Raw genomic sequence first — 21,568 nt, 5'->3', positions numbered from 1 at the left:
GCATCATGGATAATCAAATCGTTATAGAACACCTTACACAGAAAGAAAAGCTTCAGCTAATGGAAGATCTATGGAAGGATATTAGTAAAGAAGCTGATTATACTCCTCCTGTTTGGCATAAGAATGTGTTGGATAATAGAGAGCAGGCGCTTAAAGAGGGAAAAGATTCATTTACAGATTGGAAGAAAGCCAAAGAGGACATTAGAAGACAGATATCATGAAGATTCTGATTCTGGATTCAGCCAAATCAGACTTAGTAAATGGGTTTTACTTCTATGAAAGTCAGGAACAGGGCCTGGGAGACTACTTTCTTGATGCCCTTTATTCTGACATAGATTCACTAATGTTATATGCCGGGGTACATTCCAAAAAGTTTGGAAGTTACCATTGCATGTTTGCTAACCGGTTCCCATTTGCGATTTACTATATAATGAAGGAGGATGTAGTTTATGTTCACGCCATACTTGATTGTAGAAGAGACCCTGACATAATATCCGAGAGGCTTGAGTAGAAAAAGGAATGAAAGTCGATATACATAGCTTTTTTCTCGTCAAATCTTTTTAACTTTGCAGCCTTTGTGAAGCGGGGAGATTCCCAAACATCACATTTTCCTAACCGAAAGCACCTTATTATTTCAAAGAATTTAGTTTACGCATGAAAAATCTTTTTACCTCTGAGTCTGTATCCGAAGGACATCCGGATAAAGTAGCCGATCAAATTTCAGACGCCATTTTAGATGCTCTCCTCGCTGATGACCCTGAATCCCGTGTTGCTGTTGAAACCCTCGTGACCACCGGCTTGGCTGTGGTTTCCGGTGAGGTGACAACCGAATCATACATTGACGTGCAGGAAATTGTAAGGGAGGTAATACGTGAAATTGGGTACACCAAAGCTTCCTACCGATTTGATTCAGAAAGTTGTGGTGTGCTTTCCACCATCCATAATCAAAGTCCTGATATCGCCCAGGGGGTAGATAGAGACGGAGCCGGTGATCAGGGCATGATGTTTGGCTATGCGACCAAAGAAACCCCGGAGTTTATGCCGATGCCTCTTCAGTACTCACACAGCTTGCTGAAGGAACTGGCCAAAATCCGTAAACAAACGGATAACATGAATTACCTGGGACCGGACAGTAAAAGTCAGGTTACCATTGAGTATGACGAAAACGGAAAACCGGCCCGCATTCATACGATTGTTCTTTCAACCCAGCATGATGCGGGGGTTGAGCAAGCTCAGATTCAGTCCGACATAAAAAAACACCTGATTGGGAATGTAATACCTGGCGAGTTGGTGGATGACGAAACGATTTATCATGTAAACCCAACCGGGAAGTTTGTAATCGGAGGCCCGCACGGTGATACCGGGCTTACCGGCCGAAAAATCATCGTGGATACCTATGGCGGACGAGGAGCTCACGGCGGCGGTGCTTTTTCCGGGAAAGACCCATCGAAGGTGGATCGTAGTGCAGCCTATGCTTCCCGGCATATTGCTAAAAACATTGTGGCTGCAGGTCTGGCTGAAGAATGCTTGGTTCAGCTTGCCTATGCAATTGGTGTGGTTGAGCCGGTATCCATAAATGTACACACTTACGGAACCGGTAAAATGAGCGATGTTGAACTGGCCGACAAGGTAGCCAAAACCTTTGACTGCACTCCACAAGGCATCATCAAACGCTTCAACCTAAAAAGCCCTATTTACCGTAAAACCGCTGCCTATGGACACTTTGGAAGAGAAGAATTCCCCTGGGAGAAGCTGGATTTTGTGGATAGGCTGGGGTGATTAAAAATCTTATTTTATACGTTGCTTTCAGGTCATTCACTATTTAGAAATGATATCTAAATGCGACCTTCGAGTGTATATTTACTTTTAAAATAGGGTCTTGATACAGGTAGTTATTTCTAATCCCGGTAAAAAAGGCAGCATTAAATGTAAGCTTGTTGAATTGTTTGCTGGTGTATTGAAAGCCTACGTGATGTTCCAGGTCAAATGGCCTTTTTTGATTCCCGGCGACTTGAGTAAAAAAGTAGTCATCGTTAAATCGGGTGCGCTGGTATTCCAGAGATAAAGAAGATTCATCCCAAAAATAGGTGAGTCGGATTTCATCTGAATTCCCACCGGGCCCTATCGACGCCCCAATAATTTGACCGTTATTAGTGTACCCTTGCCTATTTATACGATGGATGTAAAAAGAAGGGGGGCCATATCCGGCAGTATATCGTATATCCCAGGTTGCAAGATCATTATGTTCAAATAGTAGACGGAATCTATTAGCATTAGACAGGGTAAATTCTTTCCACAACCCAATGGTATATCCACCGGCATCATCAGGATGCTCGAGAAAATTTGAAATTCCGGCAGCAAAATCACCCCAACCCCATTCCCAATATAAACCGAATCGGTCATCTATATTTTTATATTTCATAGAAAGGGTCATCATTTGATCGTAGACATCATTTGGGAAATACCGACCTTTAATTGTTTTACCCTTGTCAGGGGCAATTATGCCCGAAAAAACGGCTAACCCATTATCAAAGAAACCAGTGAGGTATCGGGTTTGAGTATATAATACACGGTGAACGGTTACAGAAAATTCTTTAAAGAAATGAGGGCTGTATCCTAAAGTAATCCCCGTTAAATATCGTTGGTCATCTCCAGGGTTGTCATTATAGTATTCAGACTCATCAATTAACCCCCAAATAATTTGGCCATCAATGTCACCTATAGAGGTTTCCAAAACTTCATTGGTTCCAATCCTGAAGTGAGGAAAGCCACCTGCGTTAGTGCTCATAAGAATGGGGTTATAAATAGCAGGACCCCAGCGCATATTTTGGGTGGACAGTGAAAACTTTATTTTATTGAGAGACAGTGCAACTTCGCTTTGACCAGGATAGAGTTTTACATCTGAACTTTCTCCGTATCTAATTACATAATCAATGTCATCAAAAGGATACTGGTATGGATTATTACGACTAGTGTATTGCACACCGGTATTAAATGGGAGGTTCTGGTTGTATTGAATGATAGGGTTAAAAACGTAAGTGAGATTACCCCACCTTCCGGAAAAACCAAAAGCTGTAGTAAAATTCACTCCTTTACCTTGCCAGGCAGGACCATCATTCAAGCCTCTGGCATATTCAGAATTATAAACGGTGTTTGTGTAAAATGGCAAAACATTGAAATAGCCTTTAATATCGTCAGTACAAGCGATAGAAGGGAAAAAGCTTATGTGGTCATCGTAGCAGGAGTTTTCGTAATTATCGAGCAGGTCTTGTTGGTCAAGAATAATAGTCTGCGCTAAAACACCGGAACTTAATGTAAGGGACAAAAATATCGTGAATAGGTATGTAGTAGTTTTTAGCACTCGATTTTTGGTTGAATAGTTGTTTGACATATGAGTTTCAAAAAATGTTTAAGTCAGGTTAGAATGATAGCCCGTTTATATCAATATTAAAGAGTAGTTACCCTGATTTGTTGTCTTGGAAGTTTAACCATCTCTCTTCAAAGTATTTAATGCCAATGGTGTTATTACGGTCTTCGTTTTTAGGTTTGTTCCAGTTATTGATTTTAGCAAGGCTGCTGGAACTGAAATCCTGGCGCCTAAAAAAAGGTGAATAACAAAATCTATGCATTGGGAATACAATTTTAGGGACCGAAGCGTGTGCACTTATCCAAACATCATCCACAAACCTTAACGCTTTGGGAGCTGAGGAATAATCCTGGAGTTCTTTTATGTTGAAAAAATCGGGTTTTAAAAGATAACCAGAATACCCTTGTATAACATCTATGGGATATGGCTTATTTACTCGAGTTCCGGGTATTGGAGTGGGTGGAATTTTAAAGATATTTGACTTCAGGGTGGTAGGTTTGTCGATGAGATCATCGGGTACCCTCCAGCCACTGGCTGCTAATATCTTGTCAGGATGACTGCAGGAAGCCTGTTCAAATTGTTCTACATAATTGGGCGGATAGATGTTGTCATCATCCACTACTAAAATATGCTGTTTTTCCGGAAACTGAGCCAATGCGTGAATAAATTTTGTGGCCGGCCCGTAATCCACTTCAACCCGGTGAATGTGAATGTTACTCAACTCATTTAAATGAGTAGGAACGTTATAAGGCTTATTATTTCTGAAACTCCGATATGGGAGATAAATATTAATGCTTGCCGGTTTCGTGTTTTGATACAACAAACTTTTCAGAGTAAGATCCAGCTTATCAATTCTTTCCGGAATGGTAGTAAAGGAAATTACGATGTCATTACTTTTGGAAAGATCGGAGTGATAGCGGTCCCATACCTGTAGTGACTTTGAGCTCAATCTGATGAAATGCACAAAGTCTTTTATCAGGTTTTTTCCTGACAGATAGTTGTAGATCCATACTGATAATCCCATCAAGGCAAAAACCACTAAAATCGGTATGTATATCATGCCATCCATATCAGAAAAGGCGGTTAATGAGCATATCAATTTGGCGGACTACTTTGAAGTAAGGAATGGTTAGTACGTTCAGGCTTTCGGGAATACTTGGTGAAACGAAATTTCTGACACTAATGAATGAAGTTGGATTCCACGAACTGATGTCAACTTCGTCATCTGTTAGGGTGAGGTTATCTTTTTCAGCAGCTTCCATAAGTAAAATGGAAAGCAGGGATTGATCATCACGATGATTGCTTCGATTAGCGCCTTCCGGCTTAATGCACTCTTTAATTAATGCCAACTCTCTCCACTTTTCAATAACCTCTTTAATCACTTTATTGGAATATGAAAATCCACAGGTATTACCAGCCCGGTTACGTTTCCCGTACCAACGCTGTGGAACGTTCATGTAATCTAAGGTCTCCTGAACCGTCCACTCGTCAAGCGTGCCCGAACCGCTAAACGGGGCATAACTGCCGGTTTCAGATATCACATTCCATATCGGCTTCAGGTTCTTGAGGATAATATTGGCACTGTCAAGCCACAGGATATTTGCTTCTCTCTGATTAATGACTTCGTGAATAATGATTGGCTTCCATGAATAGGTTTTGTATTTCAGTTTCACGAACTCAGGATAGTTCTCAAAATCAAACTTATGAGAGGTAAAATTATGACCATTTTTTGATTGTAGTTCTTTTAGATAGACTCTTTGTTCTTCATTCAAACCTATGTCATAAAATATAAATCCACTGTTATTAAACTCTTCTGTTTGAATGTAAGAATGATAGAGCTGAAGGAAACTCCGGAAGTACCTTTCATCCGCTGCGGAAATAATATAATTGGCTTTAGTCCCCAAGGTTTATGCTCTATTTAGTAACGAGTGAGTCTTTTGCTGCAATGTTCCCATCTTGCATTTTTACCACGCGATTCGCGGTATCAAAATACCGGTCATCATGTGTTATTACGATAACTGTTTTCCTTTTTTCGGTAAGGAAGGGAATAATCTTGTTATAGAAGATAGTCTTGAAGTGTGGATCCTGATGAGCAGCCCATTCATCCAGCAAATATATATCCTTATCCTCGAGTATAGCCTGAATTAATGAGAGCCTTTTTCGTTGGCCATCCGAAAGCTTTTTTGTGGTGAATCTGTTTTCAACGATAGAAACTTTATCAGTTAGTTCCAGCAATTCAATCAAATAATCACCTTCTCTGTCAACTTTTCCTACAGAGATATGATGAAGGTGATCAAATACATACGAATCCGAAAAAACGGTGGCGAAATGTGAACGGTAGTGCTTCAGGTTTCGGTCGTTAACAGGCTGACCGTAATACTTAAGATTGCCACCCACCGGTTTATATAAGCCTGTAATAATTTTTGCAAGGGTGGTTTTACCGGAACCGTTTCCCCCTACAAGAAAGATTACTTCACCTTGATTAATTTTTAAGTCAATCGGCCCAAGCTCAAATACTTTCCCTCCATCATCATTGAGATACTGATGTACTACTGCTTCTAACTCAATTTGGGGCAGCCCGGTTTTTGTGTCATCTAATGTAATTTCATTTATAGAGCCATCGGTGTTATCCATTGTAAGGCCAATCGATTCTATTTGCTCCAGGGCGGTTTCGATACGCTTCAAATTGCTTAAAAAGCCACTTGCTGTGGATAGAGGGGCCAGCGTAAATAAAACGAGTGTCAGGTATTGCCCAAAAAACTCCAAATCAACAAAACCGGTTTTATAAATAGCGATTATCATTCCCCCCAAACCCATAAGCAATACGATATCCGTCATGCGATTGGAAAAAGAAGCAATAACATTCTCTTTCAGGGCATGCAGGTTCTGTATCCTGCTCGTAGGGATAATCTCCTTATTCAAGTAAGACTCTTTGAAATCTTTATTTAATGTGAGTTCTTTTATTCCAAACACTAAGCCTTCAAAATGCTGGTACAAATCGTTGAGTTGTTCACGGGCCAGGTCAGAATATTTTTTAACGAACGGTAAGGTGACTTTCGTAAATAGAAAGACCAGGGCAAATAGTACAATTGTTGCAACGGTTAGGATTGGAGAATAAAACACAAGATAGGCCACAATCCCCAAAACAGTAGCGATGCCGGTTGTTACACCGGGGAGTCGGTCAAGCGAGTAGGCAATTGTTTTGATGTCTTCCGTAAGGATTGCCAGAAGCTTCGGCTGCTTTTTTTCAACCGATTCAAAAGAAGCTTTCAGGATTTTGCGGGAGAGATCTTCACGAAGTTTATGGACAATCGATTGGATGAGCTTTGATACCGAGTAAGAAGCTATGAAGGCAAAAATCATATACCCCAAAGCAAATAAACCGAAATTCCACAGGAACTGATCTAAGGTAAATTCAGCAGATGTAACCGCCTGATGTATTGTTTTTATTAAGAAAGTTGAACACAGTCCCGTCAATGCACTGGATATACTGGATATCAGAAATATGGGCATTGAGGATTTTATAAGTAAAGCGATAAACCGCATAAGTGGTGCGTGTACTAATCAGTTAATTCAAATGAAGAAGGTGCCGGATACTTCTGCTCCAAAAACTCTTTCACCAGCTCCACAACCCTTGGGTTCGGATTGCCGCGGAGGTCATCATTCAAGCAATAAAATTCCGGGCTGTTCCTTTTCATTTTATCAAAGAAAGATTGTTGTTTGCTGAAATTATTGGTCAATTTATGAAATCTGAAGATTTTAATTAGTTCGGTAATCCATACAGGGTCCGATTCATTACGGTGATGTTTCAGCATGTGGTACCGATATAACTTCAAAGGAAATAAATCGCGGTCATTCCGAAATTTATGCTGACGGGTGTTCTCGGTTTTGTCGGGAAATACCGAGAAGGCTTCTTTCCAGTATTTCTTATTTATCATAATAGGCTGATGTTCAATGATGCCCAATCCGACAATATCTCTGTATCCGTCATGGATTCTCCATTTCAGATTTTCACCAAAAAAGGTATTGTACACTCGATACTTATGATCCTTATAAAATGATTGCAGGCTAACAGGGGCACCAAACAAAAAATCGTCATTCATGTAGAGAAAATTCTCGCTTAATCCGGGAATATTATGAAGAAAACTTTCAATAACATTTGAGTTAAACGTGGGAAGATATTTATCCGGAATTACCTGGTCGTGATGCACTAGCTCAATTCGTTCATTACTTACATCAAGCCATTCGGGCACCTGTGGTCTTGCTGTTAAAATGTATATCTTGTTAAATCTGTTAAAGTACTTTTCGAGTGAACGCAGGCTATAACGGATCATTTGGAAGGTGTCACGATAGCGCTCAGGATTGGTGTCTTTTTTTTTGGATGCATAGGCATCACGGATTTTTGCATACTCTTGATCTGATCCGTTGACCCACGTGTAAACTACATCAAAATTCATTCAGTGATTATAAGGAGGACTTTTTGTTAAACCCCATAAGTTACCATTTCAGACGACTGCAGGAATATACTCAAAGATTAGTTCATACGAGAATGAATAACGGAGACTTAAGGCAACAAATACTTTGGGAGCTGTTCGAGTCTTCCAACCGGTTTTTACAGGATATAAAGGTAGATTATTGGGTTGATTTCGGCACTTTGCTGGGCTTTTACAGGGAGAATGATATCATTGCCCACGATATCGATATCGATTATGGTTGCCATGAGAAACACTATCCCTATATTTTGGATAATCTGGATAAGCTGCCTGCGGAACTTACTATGCATGATACCTCTAACCGGCATAACGGCCCTAAACTGTATATGAGTTATAAGGGTTTTGATGCTGACATCTATTTTTACAGAGAGGAAGGAGATCAATTATTCAGTACGGAAAAAACGGACTGGGAAAACTATAATTCTCCAAGCCTGAAGGACTTGGTGTTTCCGACCAAAGACTTCGAGATTCGGGGGCTGCAAACACGCATACCTGACAAAACCGAAGCGTACCTGAAAACTATTTATGGCTGTTTGGATAAGGATGCAGTTCGAAACCCTGAAACAGGCTACTGGGAAAAGCCTTAGGGTTAGTTGAGCCCTCTGCAGAACTTCAACCGGAAAATCATTGTATGATTTTTGGCAACACATCAGTCAGGGCAAACTCAAGGTGATCTTCATTATCTATTTCGCACCAGTTCAGTTCCGGGAAATGAGCAATACTAATAGCCTCCTGCTCTGATGAGTACTGTGCCAATAACACTTCGTAATCCTCACTGTAATCGATGTTAATCTGTTTACAGAATGTGGTAAATCGCTTCATAAACCCAGCGGAAAAAGCCCATATTCCAGTCATTACTCCTTCCGGATCCACTATTTTCTCAGCATTTTTTGTGAGCTTGGTCAGCCGGCCCGCCTCGGAACTGAAATACACATTGTCGTCCAGATTCAGGGGGGCAGAGGTGAGAATCAGGTTTTGATTGTCATCTGTCGGGGTGAACCGTTCAAAAATGGTGGGTTCGAACAAAATATCGGCTTCCAGTAAATAGAATGGCTCGTCCACTAGCGACTCAAACATCAGCAACGTGTAAATGCTGGCCCGGGTATCGTAAAATGGATTCTCAACGATCTCGACTTCACTATACTTTTTCTCCAGGTAGTTGAATTCTGGCAGCAAATGACCACAACCGATCAAAATCTTTTGAACCCCCGCACTTCTCAATGCTTGTATAGAGTACTCAATTAGGGGTTGTTCTTTTAGCGGGGTTAAAGGCTTCGGGATTTCGTCACCGGTTACGCTTCTCAGCCTTGTGCCTTTACCTGCAGCTAATATAATTGCTGTTTTTATCTCCATTTCATCGTGAATAAATGTGTTCAATTTGTTGGGCAATCAGTTTCCAGTCGTGTTTAGAAGCTATTTCCAATCCTTTTTTTATGAGAATGCTTTGCTCTTCGGCAGGCATCTTCAGGTGCTGTTTTGCCAACTCGAAAAGGGCCTCAGTGTCTCCGGGTGACGGAAAGTTTTCAACACCATATTTCTTTCCAATGTTCAGGTATCCTTCATTTCCATACCCGATCACTCGTACACCAAGTGCCATCGCTTCCAGCAGTACAATTCCGAAGCTTTCTCCATACAATGCAGGAGCAATCATAAGGTCGGAATTCAGTAACAGCCGGTTTTTATCCTGATCATCTACATCGTTATGGAAAGTCACTTCTTTCAACTGATGCTCATTTACAAAATTCTTCATCTCCGATAGCTGAGGACCATTCCCTACTAAAGTGAGTGAAATTTTTTGATTTAGCGATTCACTTTGTAATCTCCGGTAGATTTCCAGCAACTCAAAGACACCCTTTCTGTTTTCAAAACGACCAATGAAAATGATCCTGAAGTCATCGTCAGGGGTTGATTTCTTTTCCATATTTTGGCCGGCTTCAGCATCAATCCCGTTGGGCAGAATTCTAAAGTTTTGGGGAAGGTTCTCTGGGTCACCACCCATGGCTTTCGCCTGAGTTTCGGATACAGAAATGATTTCATCCATTTTGGGGAGGTAGTATTTGGCTCCCACTTTCATCAGGTTTGCACCGATATGTTTACCCAGCCCACGATCAGGTGGGGTATCATGAAAGGTGCCAACTTTCTTTATCGAGTCCGGTAACATCCAAAGTAGCTGGGTTTGCATCACCGGATTCCAGATAGTGTGAAAGTGGATGACATCCGGCTTAAATTCATCAAAAAATTGGCGGATCTGGCTTTTTTCATTCGGTTTCAGCACCGATACATCAATGGAGGTTCCCCACCAGGGAATACGAGTACTGCTTGTTATATGCTTTACCTCGCAGTCTGCCTCTCTTTCTGAGTTGGGATTGGTTGGCCGTGGCGCAAAAATCACCACCTTGTTATTTTTCCTCACTAATTCGTTACTTAATTGCGTAACATGGGTCTGAACCCCTCCGGGAATCGATAAATCGTAAGGGCACACCTGAATGATATTCATATTAAAACCGCGTCGATAGTATATGTGTAAAAATTACGCTGCCAGTGAAATCCGTGTTTTTATGGATAGCGATCATTTTTTTGAGCAGCTAACCGCTGATGTTCAAAATGCCAGGCATTCAGTTTCCATCCAATGCATGAGTTTTGAGGCCGATCAGGTTGGCACCAAACTTATTGAATTGCTCGGCAGCAAGCCAACCCTCGAACGAACTTTGTTGATTGACGATTATTCGCGGTTTGTTGTGAATGATACATTTCTGAATGCACCTCAGGGGTGGATGAATAAAAACAATGCCCGCAAAGAGCGGCAGGCTTTAGACGGATTATTGAAGCAGGCAAGACAGTCCGGAATTCGGGTAAAATTCACCAATCCCATGGGGTTTTTGATGCACCGGTATCCGGCCAGGAATCATAAAAAAATGGTGCTGGTCGATGAGGAGATATCCTATCTGGGTGGGATGAATTTTACGGAACATAATTTTGAGTGGAGTGATACCATGGTTCGCCATACCAACCCCGATATCGCAGCTGCGCTCAAGGTATCATTTCAGGCAGACCTGAATGAGACAACGCCCCCACCAATTACAGAAATTAACCCGAAGACAGTGCTCTACCTGTTAAACGGGTGGAAGACAAAGGAAGCTTATACAAATTTATTGGAGCGCGTTACTTCCAGTAGTAAGGTGGTTGCGCTCTCACCCTATATCTCTTACCCCATGCTGGATGCGATTGCCTCTGTTCCGGATAATCAGGTGATCCTTCCGAAGGCGAATAACAAACCGCTAATGCATTATATACATAACCTTAAGCGGTATTCTGAAATAAATTTTAAATACGTATCAGGGAAAATGGTTCATGCAAAAATGCTTATTTTAGATGACGAAGTAGCTGTGTACGGGTCTTCAAATTTTGATGTCATCAGTTACTTTTTTGAAAAGGAAGTGGTAATAGTGAATAAAAATCCTGAACTGATAAAACAGCTAACTTCATTTACCTCACAGTTAATAAATAAATAACCATAGATGTCTTCGAAGGGTTTTTTCAGCGAGTACGACAAGTCGATTAAGAATAGAATTGTTGAGGAAGGTTATGATCTTTATTTCAGTCGCCCTTGTGGGTATGTGCTTGCCAAGTTTTTTCATAAGCTAAAATTTACTCCCACCAATATTTCTGTTTTGGGGATGCTGATCGGGGTAACCGGAGGGGTTTTACTGTATTGGCAGGATGTTCTGTTGTACACTTCCATCGGGTTTGTGCTGGTTACTTTTGCAGGATTGATGGACAGTGCAGACGGACAAGCGGCCCGTATTTATGATCAGCGATCGGAAATGGGGAAGTACCTCGATTTCTTTAATGATATGCTGGTTTTTATCAGTTGCTATCTGTTCGGGTTGCTCTATTTTACGGATACATACACCCTTGCCGGTATATTAGCTTTGGGGCTTACTTCCGGTTATGTACACAGTATCAAATCGAACTTGTATGAATATTATAAAGGGGAGTTCCTTCACTTTAGCCTGACAGATTCCAAACACCGGAATCCGCCCGTTGATCACATCAAAGAAAATTTTGACAGAACATCTTCTCTGCTTCGAAAGGTTACCTATCCCGTCTTGATTGATTATGTGAAGCGACAAAACAAGATCAAATTCAGAAGCGATGAAACAACCCGAATCTTTGAAGAAGCGAGGGAGCAGGATCCTCAAAAATTCAAAGAAATCTACGAGCGCAATAGTCGAAAAATGCTGGCAGGATGGGCTTGGGTGTGTGGTTCTAATGTAATGCGGAATGGAATCCTGGTATCCAGTTTGTTTGGGCGCATCGACATCTATGTAATTGCGAATATCGCCTCTTACGGGCTATATCTTTTAGTTGGGAAGAAGCAAAATCAGGTAGATCGGCGAATTCTGAATGAGATTGAAGACTGGGATCTTACTTCTTTAGAACGTACGTCTGCAGCAGAAGTGCAGTAAAATAAGTGGCCAGTAACGTGGTGGTAATCCCCGCTATGGCAAGTATGCCTACCGATTCCATCCCGGGATGATCTATAAACATGAGCCCTATAAAACCTAAGATGGTCGTTACTGAGCAGGCTGCTAATACGGGAAAACGCTCCGACAGAAAATAGGACAAGAACCCTGAATTATTTTTGATCCAGGAATCCACCAGGTGAATTCCATTATCAGCGCCCACCCCGATGATGATGGGGAAAACGATGACATTGTACAGGTTGATATCGAAAGGAAAAACAGACCGGATGGTGAGCAGCATACCTATCGTAATCAGTAGTGGAGCGACTGCCATCAAAGCCTGCAATAACGAACGGTAGTAAACCAAAAGGATTCCAAAAATTGTAAGAAGAGGAGCTACAAACAGAAAGGTGGATTCGCGGATCAACAGCTCTAAAATGCTGGATGCAATAATAGAAGTACTGGCGGCATAAAATGTTTTCCCGGAATCAATACGGATAGAGCCGGAGCTTTTTCTAAACTGAATGGAAGTTTCTCCGTTCGACAAACTCATGGCAGGGTAGATAATCACAAGAGGGGCAATGGAGCCATCCTTAAAGAAGAATCGGTTTTTTATATAATTGGGAAGGGTCTCAATAGTGGGGGGAACCGTATTCTCTGCGATCTCGATCACTTCCTTTTCTTCGGGATCAAGATTTGCGAGAAACTCTTCATTATTCGTTAAAAGCTGCTGAATGCCTGCTACTTTCCGGGATTTCATACTTAACTCTTGCTCACTTACCGGGTAGCGGGTTGAGAAAGATTCCACTCGTTCAATATCTTTGTATTCATTCCCAATACCTTCGCTGATTTCAAAAAACAAGTCTTTTGACTGCTGAATGTTATCGGTGATAAAGTAGGAGGGCTCATGGTAGCCACCTCCTTCTTCGGTCTCTGAGTTGAATGAATCGAAGGCGGAAGGGCCGGAATCGGGCTCCAGATCAGAAAAATTAAAGTTGAAACTAAGCGACCGGGCCCCGAAAAAAGCACCTATGGAAATTACAGTCAACAGTAAAGGAAGTGCCACAGATCGGGTTCGTCTGCTGAGGCCGGGTAAAGACCCATCCAGTAAACTCACTGACTCCTGATTGCCGGCCGTGCGTTTTGAAACAGAAGGAGAAAAGAGCAAAAACAGGTAGGTAGAAAAGAGGTTCACCAAAATATTGATAAAAAATATGATGCCGAATTGGATGAACCCGTTGAACTCTGCAAAAATCAGGCTCATAATTGCGAGTCCGGTCGTAAGGCAGCTTAAAAGAATGGGGCGGGTTGAAAAGAGGTAGGACGATAACAACCTGCGAATGGAGGTCAGACTCGGTGGGTGCTGCTTATTCGCTGAATACAGGTGCAGAATATAGTCCAGGTTAATGCCGAACAGAATGCTGAAAATAATGCCCGTAAATACATTGATTTCATTAAACAAAAATGAAGACAGGCCAATGGAAATGATGAAACCGGAGAATAACACAAAAAACATCAGCCCGAGATCCAGCAAGATATACCCGGCTTTATATGCCGACTTTCGGTTAATAAGTATCATGTACGCCACAAGAAAGCCGATCAGGCTGAGGATGCCAATGATAAGCGCTTTGGTGATGGAAGCCTGAATGTCATTAATTTTGTGGTAGTGATCTACGTAGGAGCCGCCCCAAAACAGCTCCAACCCGTTGTAATTCTGCTGGATCTCGGATTTCTTTTGCAGCAGCAGCTGGTAGGTTTGCTCCACATTTGTATAATCACTTTTCGGAAAGTCCGGCAAAAACAGCATGCTTATGACCGAGCTATCTTCATTCATTTTGTAGCGGCGGGTATTGGCTACTTCCTCAAGCAAAACCGAAGAAAGGGCTCCTAATTCTAAATTGGGTTGTTCTTCAGCTCCATCTTTCTCAAAATCCACGTACAGAGGATTGGCCTCCAGCTTCTTTTGCGTAACGTACTCATCCACCTCTTCATAAAGCCGGTCAAGCTCATTTTCCGTCATTAAAAATAAAGCCGATTCCCGGATATCGTATAGGTCATTCTCTAATTCAGCTCCACGGAAAATCCGTTTTCCATTAGCTGTAAGCTTCAAAAGGGTATCGCGAATGGCATGGGCCGGCTCAATTACCGGTTCGCCATTATCCGAGTGAATGACGAGCGAAAAGCCTCCCTCGGTTGAATTGAGCTGCTCGAGCTTTTTGTAGGTGGAAAGGTGGTTGTTGTCATCGGGAAGCAGGGCAATCAGTTCGCCGTTGAACTGAAGGTTCAATGCCCTGTACGATAAGAACCCAAAAGATAGGAGGTAACCGATAACAAGAACGAACAGTATGTTTCGCGTCTTCACAGAGCTCATCATTTTTTCAGGTATGATCGAATCTCAGCAATTACATACTTCAGATCCTCTTCGAATAAATCTCCAATCACTGCCATGCGAAAGGTATCCGTTTCCGGTATAACGCCCGGATAAACGGTGATGTTTCTTTCATACAATGCGTCATGAAAATGGTCAAAACCCTTCGGAAGAATCCCGGTACGTTTTACAGCGATCAGAATTTTTGATTGCTGCTCATCAGGAAGGTAAAATTCGAATCCGAGCTCCTTTAACCCATCGTATAAAATCTGCCAATTCCTTTGATAGCGCTCCCATCGCTTTTCCGTTGTTTCTTTCAGCGTTTCTTCAATGGCTTGCTTAAAGGCATAGCACACCTGAACCGGAGGTGTAAAGCGCAGTTGATTGCTCTCCTTCAGATACTTCCACTGTTTGTATAAGTCAAAATAGAAGCTGCCGGAGCTTTTCTTGAGAGATTGTATCTGTTCTTTGTTGAAAATCACGAACGAAAGTCCCGCGACTCCATGAATGCATTTATTGGAGGAAGCCGCGAGGTAATCAATGTTCAGCTTTTTCAGGTCCATTGGATAGGCCCCGTATGAACTCATGGCATCCACGATCAGGGTGATATCCAGTTCATCACAAAGTTCACAGAATTCTTCCAGCGGATTCATCATGCCGGTAGAAGTTTCGTGATGGATAACAGCCAGGTGCGTAAAGTCGCCTTCTTGTAATCGTTGTCGGATAGCTTTTACGTCAGGATAATCGCCAAACTCATGAATGGTTTCATGAGGTAGCTGATAAGATTCACAAATCTGTCTCATTCTGATGCCATACGCACCATTGGTAACAATGAGCACTTTTTTTGAAGCATCCAGGGCGGAAGTCAATATGGCTTCAACAGCTCCTGTGCCACTGGCTGCAAATAGGCAGGCTTCGTAATCATCCTGCCCATTACCGATTGCTAACAGGCCGTCCACAATCTCATTCATGATCGCCCCGAATTCTCCTTCACGGGGACAGATGTCATTCACTACCAGAGCTTCCTTTGTATTTTGGGAGGTGGTTCCGGGGCCGGGGTTTAGTAAAATTTTTCGTTCAAGATCCTGCATGTGTCAATCCTCTGAAAGAAATTGCATGAAATTTTCCTTGTTTTCTGTGGGCGAAAGCGTGGGGCGGCCTAAATCTGAGCGGGCTCCGGTTTGTGTCATGATCTCCAACAAAACGGGTCCTTCAGCATTCACAAACTCATCAAACTTGTCGTTCAAAGAAGAGAGATCGCTTACCCGGAATGTTTGTTTGTATCCGCAGCCTTCTGCAATTTTTCCAAAGTCTATATGGAATCCGGCAGTGGGCTGGCCGCCAACCGACTCATGTGCTCCATTGTTGATCAGAATATGATAGTAGTTAGAAGGCTGTTGCTCCCCGATAATCGCCAGAGCTCCCATATGCATGATCATAGCTCCGTCACCATCTATGCAAAATACCCGCCGGTTTTTCTTTTCCATAGCGATACCCAGCGCTATCTGGGATGCGTGCCCCATACTGCCTACCGTAAGGAAATCGCGGTGGTGTCCGAGCCCGTGTTTTTTCCTCAGTTCAAAAAGCTCCCGCGAAGTTTTGCCGGTGGTCGATACAATAATGTCCTTCTCCCCAAACTTCTGAACGAGCTGCTCGAGCACTTCCTCCCGTTTCAATGAATATGAATGGGTTTTGGAGTCGCCCTGAAATGCATACTTCTCAAAAGTATCAGGGGGAACCAGAAGCACGTACGGAGAGGATTTCTTCCTCATGGTATCAAAGGCCGTACCGAGCTGTTTCTCTACCTGCTGTTCATCGCTGCTCAAGATCGAGTAGGGTAGATCCAGAGCTTTCAATTGCTCTTCCTGAGTTCTCCCGGGTTTGAGGTGCTGGGGTTCATCATTGGTTCCCGGCTTCCCTCTCCAGCCAACCATAATCAAAGCGGGGATGGAGTAAACCTCCTCGTCGGTTAGTGAAGTAAGTGGGTTTACAATGTTGCCAAAGCCTGAATTCTGGAGGTAAACCAGCGGAATTTTTCCTGTTGCAAGATGATACCCGGAGGCAATTGCTAATGCCCCGCCTTCGTTGGCAGCAATTAAGGTATTACCCTTATCAAAAGCGTAAGAGCCAAAGTGCTTTAGCAGGGAATCGGGTACGCCCAGCATAAACTCGACGCCCTTTTTCTCCAGCTGTTCATATAAAAAAGCGGGTTTTAGCATAGGTATCAGTTTGGAAGGATATCCAGAATTTCTTTGATCGACATACAGTATTGGTCCGCTTCAAGTGAGCGTTTGTGAGTAAGAATAGATTCAGCCGTTTTCTTCATCGCCGGGAATGCACTCCGCAGCAGGTGGTTGGCATAAATCACAATGTTAAATCCGGCATCAATCAGCTCCTGCTCGGTAAACTGATTATAGGAAGAGGGCACCGAAATGGCCGGCACTTTATAATCAAACTTTTGATACTCCTTCATGAACTCGAAGATTTCTTCGCCATCTTTTTTACGACTGTGAATCATGATTCCATCGGTGCCAGCCTCAATGTAAGCCTTCGCGCGTTTCAGGGCTTCATCCATACCTGCATTTGCAATCAGGCTCTCGATTCGGGAAATAATCATGAAGTCAGAAGTTACCTGAGCTTTCTTGGCGTTGGAAATTTTCTCGCAGAATACATCAATATCTTCCAACTCCTGCTTCACTTCAGTTCCGAATAACGAGTTTCTTTTCAAGCCGGATTTATCTTCAATAATGACGGCAGAAACTCCCAGTCGCTCCATGTTCTTTACCATCAGCTCGAAGTGTTCAATGGGTCCACCGGTGTCCCCATCCAGAATGATGGGTTTAGTGGTTACATCGAGAATATCGCTGATGGTTTGAATTCGGGATGTCCGGTCCACGTATTCCGTGTCTGGTTTTCCTTTTGCGGTAGAGTCGGTGAGGCTGCTAACCCAGATGGCATCAAACTCTCTCAGTTCACCCTCGGCTTCTACTTTAGTTTCTTCAACAATAAGGCTTGAGATGCCGTTGTGAGCTTCCATTACCCGTACGATAGGCTTTGCCGACAAAAGACGTCGCAGCATTTTTCTGCGGATATCGGGGGTGGTGCCAATTTCACGTAAGGCCTCCCGAAGCCCGGATGATGATATCCCCTCGGTATAATCCGGCTCCACCAGCCTGCCTCCCCACTCGTCCAATATGCTGATAACTTTCTGGCGGACGTGCTTCTGGGGGCCCACTTTCCAATCAGTTCCATGAACCACATAATCAGGCTTTAACTTTCGTAGGTTTTCTTCATAGTCCAGTGTTTTTTGGAGAACAACCTTGCTGACGCCTTTGATATTTTCCAGAATACGCTTTCGTTCTTCATACTCCAGGAAAGGAATGCGGCTGAATTTGGTAACGGCTTCGTCCGACAATAATCCTACGGTCACTTCCCCTAACTCTCTTGCCTTTTCAATAATGTTTATGTGGCCGTGATGGATAATATCTGTACCCATCCCTACATATACTTGCTTCATTTACAGCTGATTTGGTATTTAAAATTCGATCAAGCCAAAATAAGGCAAGAATGAATCAAATCGCAGTCCCTTTTGGAATAATATCGGGATAATTTAAAGGCAGAAATGACTTCAGTTTTTTAAAGATTCGGGAATTATTCCATTTCTGTTATTTTTAGTGGATTGATTAACCGAATTCAAAACAGGGAGACATGCAGTCAGACTCAGGACAGCCATCGATTGAAGTATTTGATATCACCATCATGGAGCCGATGGTTACCTTCACCGATCTTTGGATTACTTCCGTTTGTGTGTATGCATTCTACAAACTGGCGAAGCTGGATAAAAAAGGAAAAGTTCATCAGTACATTCGTTGGTACTTCCTGATTATGGCCATTGCTACGTTTCTTGGAGGAATTCTGGGACATGCTTTTCAATATGCGGTGGGATTGTCGTGGAAGCTTCCGGGCTGGCTGATCAGTATGCTGGCGGTGATGGCCATTGAGCGGGCCTCCATTATGCATGCTCAGCCCGTGATTAATGATAAATTCGGCAAGTTTCTGGAGGTTGCAAACTTAGTGGAGTTGCTCACATTTGCGGTGATCACTTTTACCACCTTAAACTTCTTTTTCATACAGGTGCATTCGGCTTATGGTTTGGGACTGGTGGTGCTCCCACTTCATTTTCTGGTGTACTGGCGTACCCGCAATGAAGGCAGCCGCATATTCTTCCTCACTGTTATTTTTGCCACGCTGGCCGCTTTCTTTTATACCAGCGAAATCGGTATTCATAAATGGTTCAATCATTTGGATGTAGCCCATACCGTGATGGCGATCAGCATGTATTTTTTCTACCGCGGTGCATTGAAGTTGGAGATCCTCAAACCGGAAGACATCAAGGAAGATAAAGGCACTTTTTGGGACGCGTTAAAAGATGGTTTTAAAGGGAGCCAAAAAGTGAAAGGTCATTCCGACCTTAAATAATCTGTTGGGTTAACCATTGCTGCTTTAAGGGAATGATAGCTGGTTACTAATACAGACAGTATTAAAATCACCAATACACCGAATACATATGGGGCCACTCCAGGTTCCACTTTGTATGCAAAATTACCTAACCACTCTGTTAAAAAGATCCAGGAAACGGGAATAGCGAAAACAGAAGCCAACAAAATGAGAAGGAGTAATTCTTTCCAAATCAATTGGATAATTTCAAAATAACGGGCTCCCAACACCTTTCGTACTGCAATTTCGCTTGATTTCTGCTTTGCGGTAAAACTGGTAAGTCCCAGTAATCCCAAACAAGAAATAAGTATGGCTAAAAAAGAGAAAGCAAAAATTACTTGTCTGAGCTTAGACTGAGAAGTGTAGTTTTGGCTAAGTTTGTCCTCTAAAAAGAAATAATTAAAGTCGTGACCCGGGGCAAACTTATTCCAGATTTTTTCCAGTCCATCTATAGTCTCCGCATTAAATTGGGCGTTTAATTTCAAAGATATAAAGCTGAAAGCCTCTGGCAGCAGTATTAAAGCGATGGGTTCAATCTGTTCGGTGAAAGGGCGAAAATGAAAATCTTCTGTTACTCCCTGCACGAATCCATCAGTACCAAAAACAGTTATTATTCTTTCTAAGGCTAAATCAGGACGGTCGGACTCAATCTGTAGAAGGCGCAGGCTGCTTCTATTTATTATAATGTTAAATAATGAATCCGAACGTAGGTCCGGGGAAAAAGGCGTTCCTGCAATAAGTTCTATTCCGTAGGTATCAAAGAAATTATATCCAACAAAATATGTACCCATGTTAGAGATTAACTCTTCTCCATTATCAAGCCTGATTGTGGCTTGTGTGCGGTTGGTTTGCTCACCGGGATAGCGGTCAGAAACGGTGGCCTTTACAACATCCGGATGATTGAGAAGTTCTTGTTCAAAGCTTTCAACCTGAGAGCCCAATACATCTTCAGAAATGGCAACAACCATCATATCACTTTTAGTGAAGCCGGTTTCACCATATAACAAGAAATTTGTTTGCTGGTAAATGACAAGGGAACTTATTATCAGAAACAAGGAAATAAAGAGCTGAAAACCCGTAAGTATTTTCCTGACCAGGCTTCCGCTTATTCCTTTAGGTTGAGACGCTTTAAGTATATTGGCGGGTTGAAAGTTAGAAAGAACAAAAGCAGGGTACAGACCTGAAAGTATTCCGATTAACAGACCCCCGGAAATAAAGGCGAGTAAGAATTCGGCTGACCACAAAAAGGAGGGGGCTATTGTTTTACCTGAAAAGCTGTTTGTTAAAGGCAGCAGTAGCACAGTTAAGACATAAACAGCTAACAGTGATAAAAAAATAATGCCCACTGACTCACCAATAAATTGTCCGAATAGCTGCGACTTATCCGCTCCCAGGGTTTTGTGAATACCTATTTCCTTATATCGTTTTATAGAGCGGGCTGTTGACAGAGTAATATAATTTAAACAAGCTATTAATAAGACAAATAAGCCAGCCACAGAAAAAAAGAAAAGCAGCCGTTTATCAGAAGTAGGGCCGACTTCATATCTGCGGTCTGAATTCAAATACAACTGAGATAAAGGAACGAGGGAGCCGGAGTATTCTATACCAGTTACCGATACTTCATTATCTATATATCGATTGATTAAGAAAGGGAGTTGTTGCTCGAGTTCATCGGCAAAGCTTGGATCGGCTAACTGGAGATAGGTATAATATATGCTGGTGTACCAATCAGTGCCGTCATCCCAGCCGCTTAATTCATAATGAACATCCATCGAAGTAAGTGCATCAAACTGAATGTGAGAATTGCGCGGCAGATTTTTGAAAACTCCTGTAACCGTTAGTTCATTTGTTAAATCAGCTAACTCAAGCCGTTTCCCAATGGGGTTCTCATTCCCAAAAATTCTTTGGGCTACCTCTTCTGATAAAACAATACTTGAAGGATTGCTTAGCACCTGACTCTGACTCCCCATTATTAGGTCAAAACTGAAGATTTCAAAAACATCGGGATCGGTGCTGAATGACTTTAAATTGCCAAAGCTATTGTTTCTAAAGGTTATGTTAAGTCTGGCCGGAGTGAACCGGACCATTTTTTCAATCTGTGGAAAGTCATTAATTAGTGCAGGTCCGAGTGGTCCCGGAGTGGGTGCCAGATACGTTGTTTCGGAAGGAGTTTTAATATTCCAACCCAGGCGATAGATTTTGTTTTTGTTTTCGTGGAAGCGGTCAAAAGAATACTCATCATACACAAAAATAAAAATCAATGTTGTACAAGTCAGGCCAATAATTAACCCCAAAACATTGATAACGGTAATACCCCAAAATTTTCGAATATTACGTATAGCCAGTTTTAAAAAAAGTGGTTTAAAAACCATGGTTT

The 21,568-nt window shown here is 42.3% G+C and carries 19 protein-coding genes; 7 read left to right on the top strand and 12 right to left on the bottom strand.

Annotation, left to right across the window (positions count from 1 at the left end; translation table 11 throughout):
• Positions 1-5 precede the first annotated feature (5 nt).
• The 3 genes from NM125_RS06230 (at position 6) to metK (ending at position 1,779) form a co-directional block, all read left to right on the top strand.
• Positions 6-221, top strand: a complete 216-nt coding sequence (locus NM125_RS06230) for an addiction module protein (protein WP_255133873.1) — start codon at positions 6-8, stop codon at positions 219-221.
• A complete protein-coding gene (locus NM125_RS06225) occupies positions 218-511 on the top strand; it encodes a hypothetical protein (RefSeq protein WP_255133871.1) in 294 nt (97 codons plus the stop codon). The genes NM125_RS06230 and NM125_RS06225 overlap by 4 nt, the downstream gene beginning before the upstream one ends.
• A gap of 143 nt (positions 512-654) precedes the next feature.
• A complete protein-coding gene (gene metK, locus NM125_RS06220) occupies positions 655-1,779 on the top strand; it encodes a methionine adenosyltransferase (protein ID WP_255133869.1) in 1,125 nt (374 codons plus the stop codon).
• A gap of 43 nt (positions 1,780-1,822) precedes the next feature.
• On the opposite strand, the gene NM125_RS06215 is transcribed toward metK, so the two are convergent.
• From NM125_RS06215 to NM125_RS06195, 5 genes are all read right to left on the bottom strand, one after another.
• A complete protein-coding gene (locus tag NM125_RS06215; RefSeq protein ID WP_255133868.1) occupies positions 1,823-3,391 on the bottom strand; it encodes a capsule assembly Wzi family protein in 1,569 nt (522 codons plus the stop codon).
• 67 nt (positions 3,392-3,458) lie between these two features.
• On the bottom strand, positions 3,459-4,436 hold the full coding sequence (locus tag NM125_RS06210; RefSeq protein WP_255133866.1) for a hypothetical protein: 978 nt from the start codon (positions 4,434-4,436) through the stop codon (positions 3,459-3,461).
• Position 4,437: 1 nt separating this feature from the next.
• The gene (locus NM125_RS06205; RefSeq protein ID WP_255133864.1) at positions 4,438-5,271 is read right to left on the bottom strand and encodes a DUF1647 domain-containing protein; all 834 of its coding nucleotides are present in this window, start codon (positions 5,269-5,271) and stop codon (positions 4,438-4,440) included.
• A 10-nt stretch (positions 5,272-5,281) separates the two neighbouring features.
• Positions 5,282-6,913, bottom strand: coding sequence for a cyclic peptide export ABC transporter (locus NM125_RS06200; protein WP_255133862.1), 1,632 nt, complete (start codon positions 6,911-6,913; stop codon positions 5,282-5,284).
• A gap of 14 nt (positions 6,914-6,927) precedes the next feature.
• Positions 6,928-7,824, bottom strand: coding sequence for a stealth family protein (locus NM125_RS06195; RefSeq protein ID WP_255133860.1), 897 nt, complete (start codon positions 7,822-7,824; stop codon positions 6,928-6,930).
• Positions 7,825-7,916: 92 nt separating this feature from the next.
• On the opposite strand from NM125_RS06195, the gene NM125_RS06190 reads away from it, so the two are divergent.
• A complete protein-coding gene (locus NM125_RS06190; protein WP_255133858.1) occupies positions 7,917-8,447 on the top strand; it encodes a LicD family protein in 531 nt (176 codons plus the stop codon).
• Between the two features lie 37 nt (positions 8,448-8,484).
• On the opposite strand, the gene NM125_RS06185 is transcribed toward NM125_RS06190, so the two are convergent.
• Both NM125_RS06185 and NM125_RS06180 read right to left on the bottom strand, forming a co-directional pair.
• Entirely contained in the window at positions 8,485-9,237 is a 753-nt protein-coding gene (locus NM125_RS06185) for a phosphocholine cytidylyltransferase family protein (RefSeq protein WP_255133857.1), read from the bottom strand.
• Positions 9,215-10,357: a glycosyltransferase family 4 protein gene (locus tag NM125_RS06180; protein ID WP_255133855.1), complete on the bottom strand. Its 1,143-nt coding sequence runs from the start codon at positions 10,355-10,357 to the stop codon at positions 9,215-9,217. Before NM125_RS06180 ends, NM125_RS06185 begins: the two co-directional genes overlap by 23 nt.
• A 22-nt stretch (positions 10,358-10,379) precedes the next feature.
• On the opposite strand from NM125_RS06180, the gene NM125_RS06175 reads away from it, so the two are divergent.
• A complete protein-coding gene (locus NM125_RS06175) occupies positions 10,380-11,372 on the top strand; it encodes a phospholipase D-like domain-containing protein (protein ID WP_255133853.1) in 993 nt (330 codons plus the stop codon).
• 6 nt (positions 11,373-11,378) lie between these two features.
• The gene (locus NM125_RS06170) at positions 11,379-12,329 is read left to right on the top strand and encodes a CDP-alcohol phosphatidyltransferase family protein (RefSeq protein ID WP_255133852.1); all 951 of its coding nucleotides are present in this window, start codon (positions 11,379-11,381) and stop codon (positions 12,327-12,329) included.
• On the opposite strand, the gene NM125_RS06165 is transcribed toward NM125_RS06170, so the two are convergent.
• From NM125_RS06165 to aepX, 4 genes are read right to left on the bottom strand one after another with little or no spacing between them, the layout of a single operon-like run.
• On the bottom strand, positions 12,289-14,688 hold the full coding sequence (locus tag NM125_RS06165; RefSeq protein ID WP_255133850.1) for an RND transporter family protein: 2,400 nt from the start codon (positions 14,686-14,688) through the stop codon (positions 12,289-12,291). The two genes, NM125_RS06170 and NM125_RS06165, sit on opposite strands and share 41 nt — an antisense overlap.
• An 8-nt stretch (positions 14,689-14,696) precedes the next feature.
• On the bottom strand, positions 14,697-15,785 hold the full coding sequence (locus NM125_RS06160; RefSeq protein WP_255133849.1) for a 2-aminoethylphosphonate aminotransferase: 1,089 nt from the start codon (positions 15,783-15,785) through the stop codon (positions 14,697-14,699).
• A 3-nt stretch (positions 15,786-15,788) separates the two neighbouring features.
• Entirely contained in the window at positions 15,789-16,913 is a 1,125-nt protein-coding gene (gene aepY / locus NM125_RS06155) for a phosphonopyruvate decarboxylase (protein ID WP_255133847.1), read from the bottom strand.
• A 5-nt stretch (positions 16,914-16,918) separates the two neighbouring features.
• On the bottom strand, positions 16,919-18,211 hold the full coding sequence (aepX, locus tag NM125_RS06150) for a phosphoenolpyruvate mutase (protein ID WP_255133845.1): 1,293 nt from the start codon (positions 18,209-18,211) through the stop codon (positions 16,919-16,921).
• Between the two features lie 191 nt (positions 18,212-18,402).
• On the opposite strand from aepX, the gene NM125_RS06145 reads away from it, so the two are divergent.
• Positions 18,403-19,173 (top strand): DUF6962 family protein, encoded by a 771-nt coding sequence (locus NM125_RS06145; protein ID WP_255133843.1) that lies wholly within the window; start codon positions 18,403-18,405, stop codon positions 19,171-19,173.
• Here the strand turns inward: NM125_RS06145 and NM125_RS06140 are convergent.
• Entirely contained in the window at positions 19,155-21,563 is a 2,409-nt protein-coding gene (locus NM125_RS06140; RefSeq protein WP_255133841.1) for an ABC transporter permease, read from the bottom strand. The two genes, NM125_RS06145 and NM125_RS06140, sit on opposite strands and share 19 nt — an antisense overlap.
• Positions 21,564-21,568: the final 5 nt, after the last annotated feature.

It is taken from the genome of Gracilimonas sediminicola, assembly GCF_024320785.1.
Classification (GTDB): domain Bacteria; phylum Bacteroidota; class Rhodothermia; order Balneolales; family Balneolaceae; genus Gracilimonas; species Gracilimonas sediminicola.
Note: the sequence above shows the minus strand (reverse complement) of the source record. Positions and strands in the feature narration are given on the sequence as shown.

Coding starts and splice junctions, on each gene's coding strand:
- NM125_RS06200 (WP_255133862.1), bottom strand. CDS start 6,913: ATGCGGTTTATCGCTTTACTTATAAAATCCTCAATGCCCATATTTCTG.
- NM125_RS06175 (WP_255133853.1), top strand. CDS start 10,380: ATGTGTAAAAATTACGCTGCCAGTGAAATCCGTGTTTTTATGGATAGC.
- NM125_RS06180 (WP_255133855.1), bottom strand. CDS start 10,357: ATGAATATCATTCAGGTGTGCCCTTACGATTTATCGATTCCCGGAGGG.
- NM125_RS06210 (WP_255133866.1), bottom strand. CDS start 4,436: ATGGATGGCATGATATACATACCGATTTTAGTGGTTTTTGCCTTGATG.
- NM125_RS06145 (WP_255133843.1), top strand. CDS start 18,403: ATGCAGTCAGACTCAGGACAGCCATCGATTGAAGTATTTGATATCACC.
- aepX (WP_255133845.1), bottom strand. CDS start 18,211: ATGAAGCAAGTATATGTAGGGATGGGTACAGATATTATCCATCACGGC.
- NM125_RS06230 (WP_255133873.1), top strand. CDS start 6: ATGGATAATCAAATCGTTATAGAACACCTTACACAGAAAGAAAAGCTT.
- NM125_RS06140 (WP_255133841.1), bottom strand. CDS start 21,563: ATGGTTTTTAAACCACTTTTTTTAAAACTGGCTATACGTAATATTCGA.
- NM125_RS06170 (WP_255133852.1), top strand. CDS start 11,379: ATGTCTTCGAAGGGTTTTTTCAGCGAGTACGACAAGTCGATTAAGAAT.
- NM125_RS06225 (WP_255133871.1), top strand. CDS start 218: ATGAAGATTCTGATTCTGGATTCAGCCAAATCAGACTTAGTAAATGGG.
- metK (WP_255133869.1), top strand. CDS start 655: ATGAAAAATCTTTTTACCTCTGAGTCTGTATCCGAAGGACATCCGGAT.
- NM125_RS06190 (WP_255133858.1), top strand. CDS start 7,917: ATGAATAACGGAGACTTAAGGCAACAAATACTTTGGGAGCTGTTCGAG.
- NM125_RS06195 (WP_255133860.1), bottom strand. CDS start 7,824: ATGAATTTTGATGTAGTTTACACGTGGGTCAACGGATCAGATCAAGAG.
- NM125_RS06215 (WP_255133868.1), bottom strand. CDS start 3,391: ATGTCAAACAACTATTCAACCAAAAATCGAGTGCTAAAAACTACTACA.
- NM125_RS06160 (WP_255133849.1), bottom strand. CDS start 15,785: ATGCAGGATCTTGAACGAAAAATTTTACTAAACCCCGGCCCCGGAACC.
- aepY (WP_255133847.1), bottom strand. CDS start 16,913: ATGCTAAAACCCGCTTTTTTATATGAACAGCTGGAGAAAAAGGGCGTC.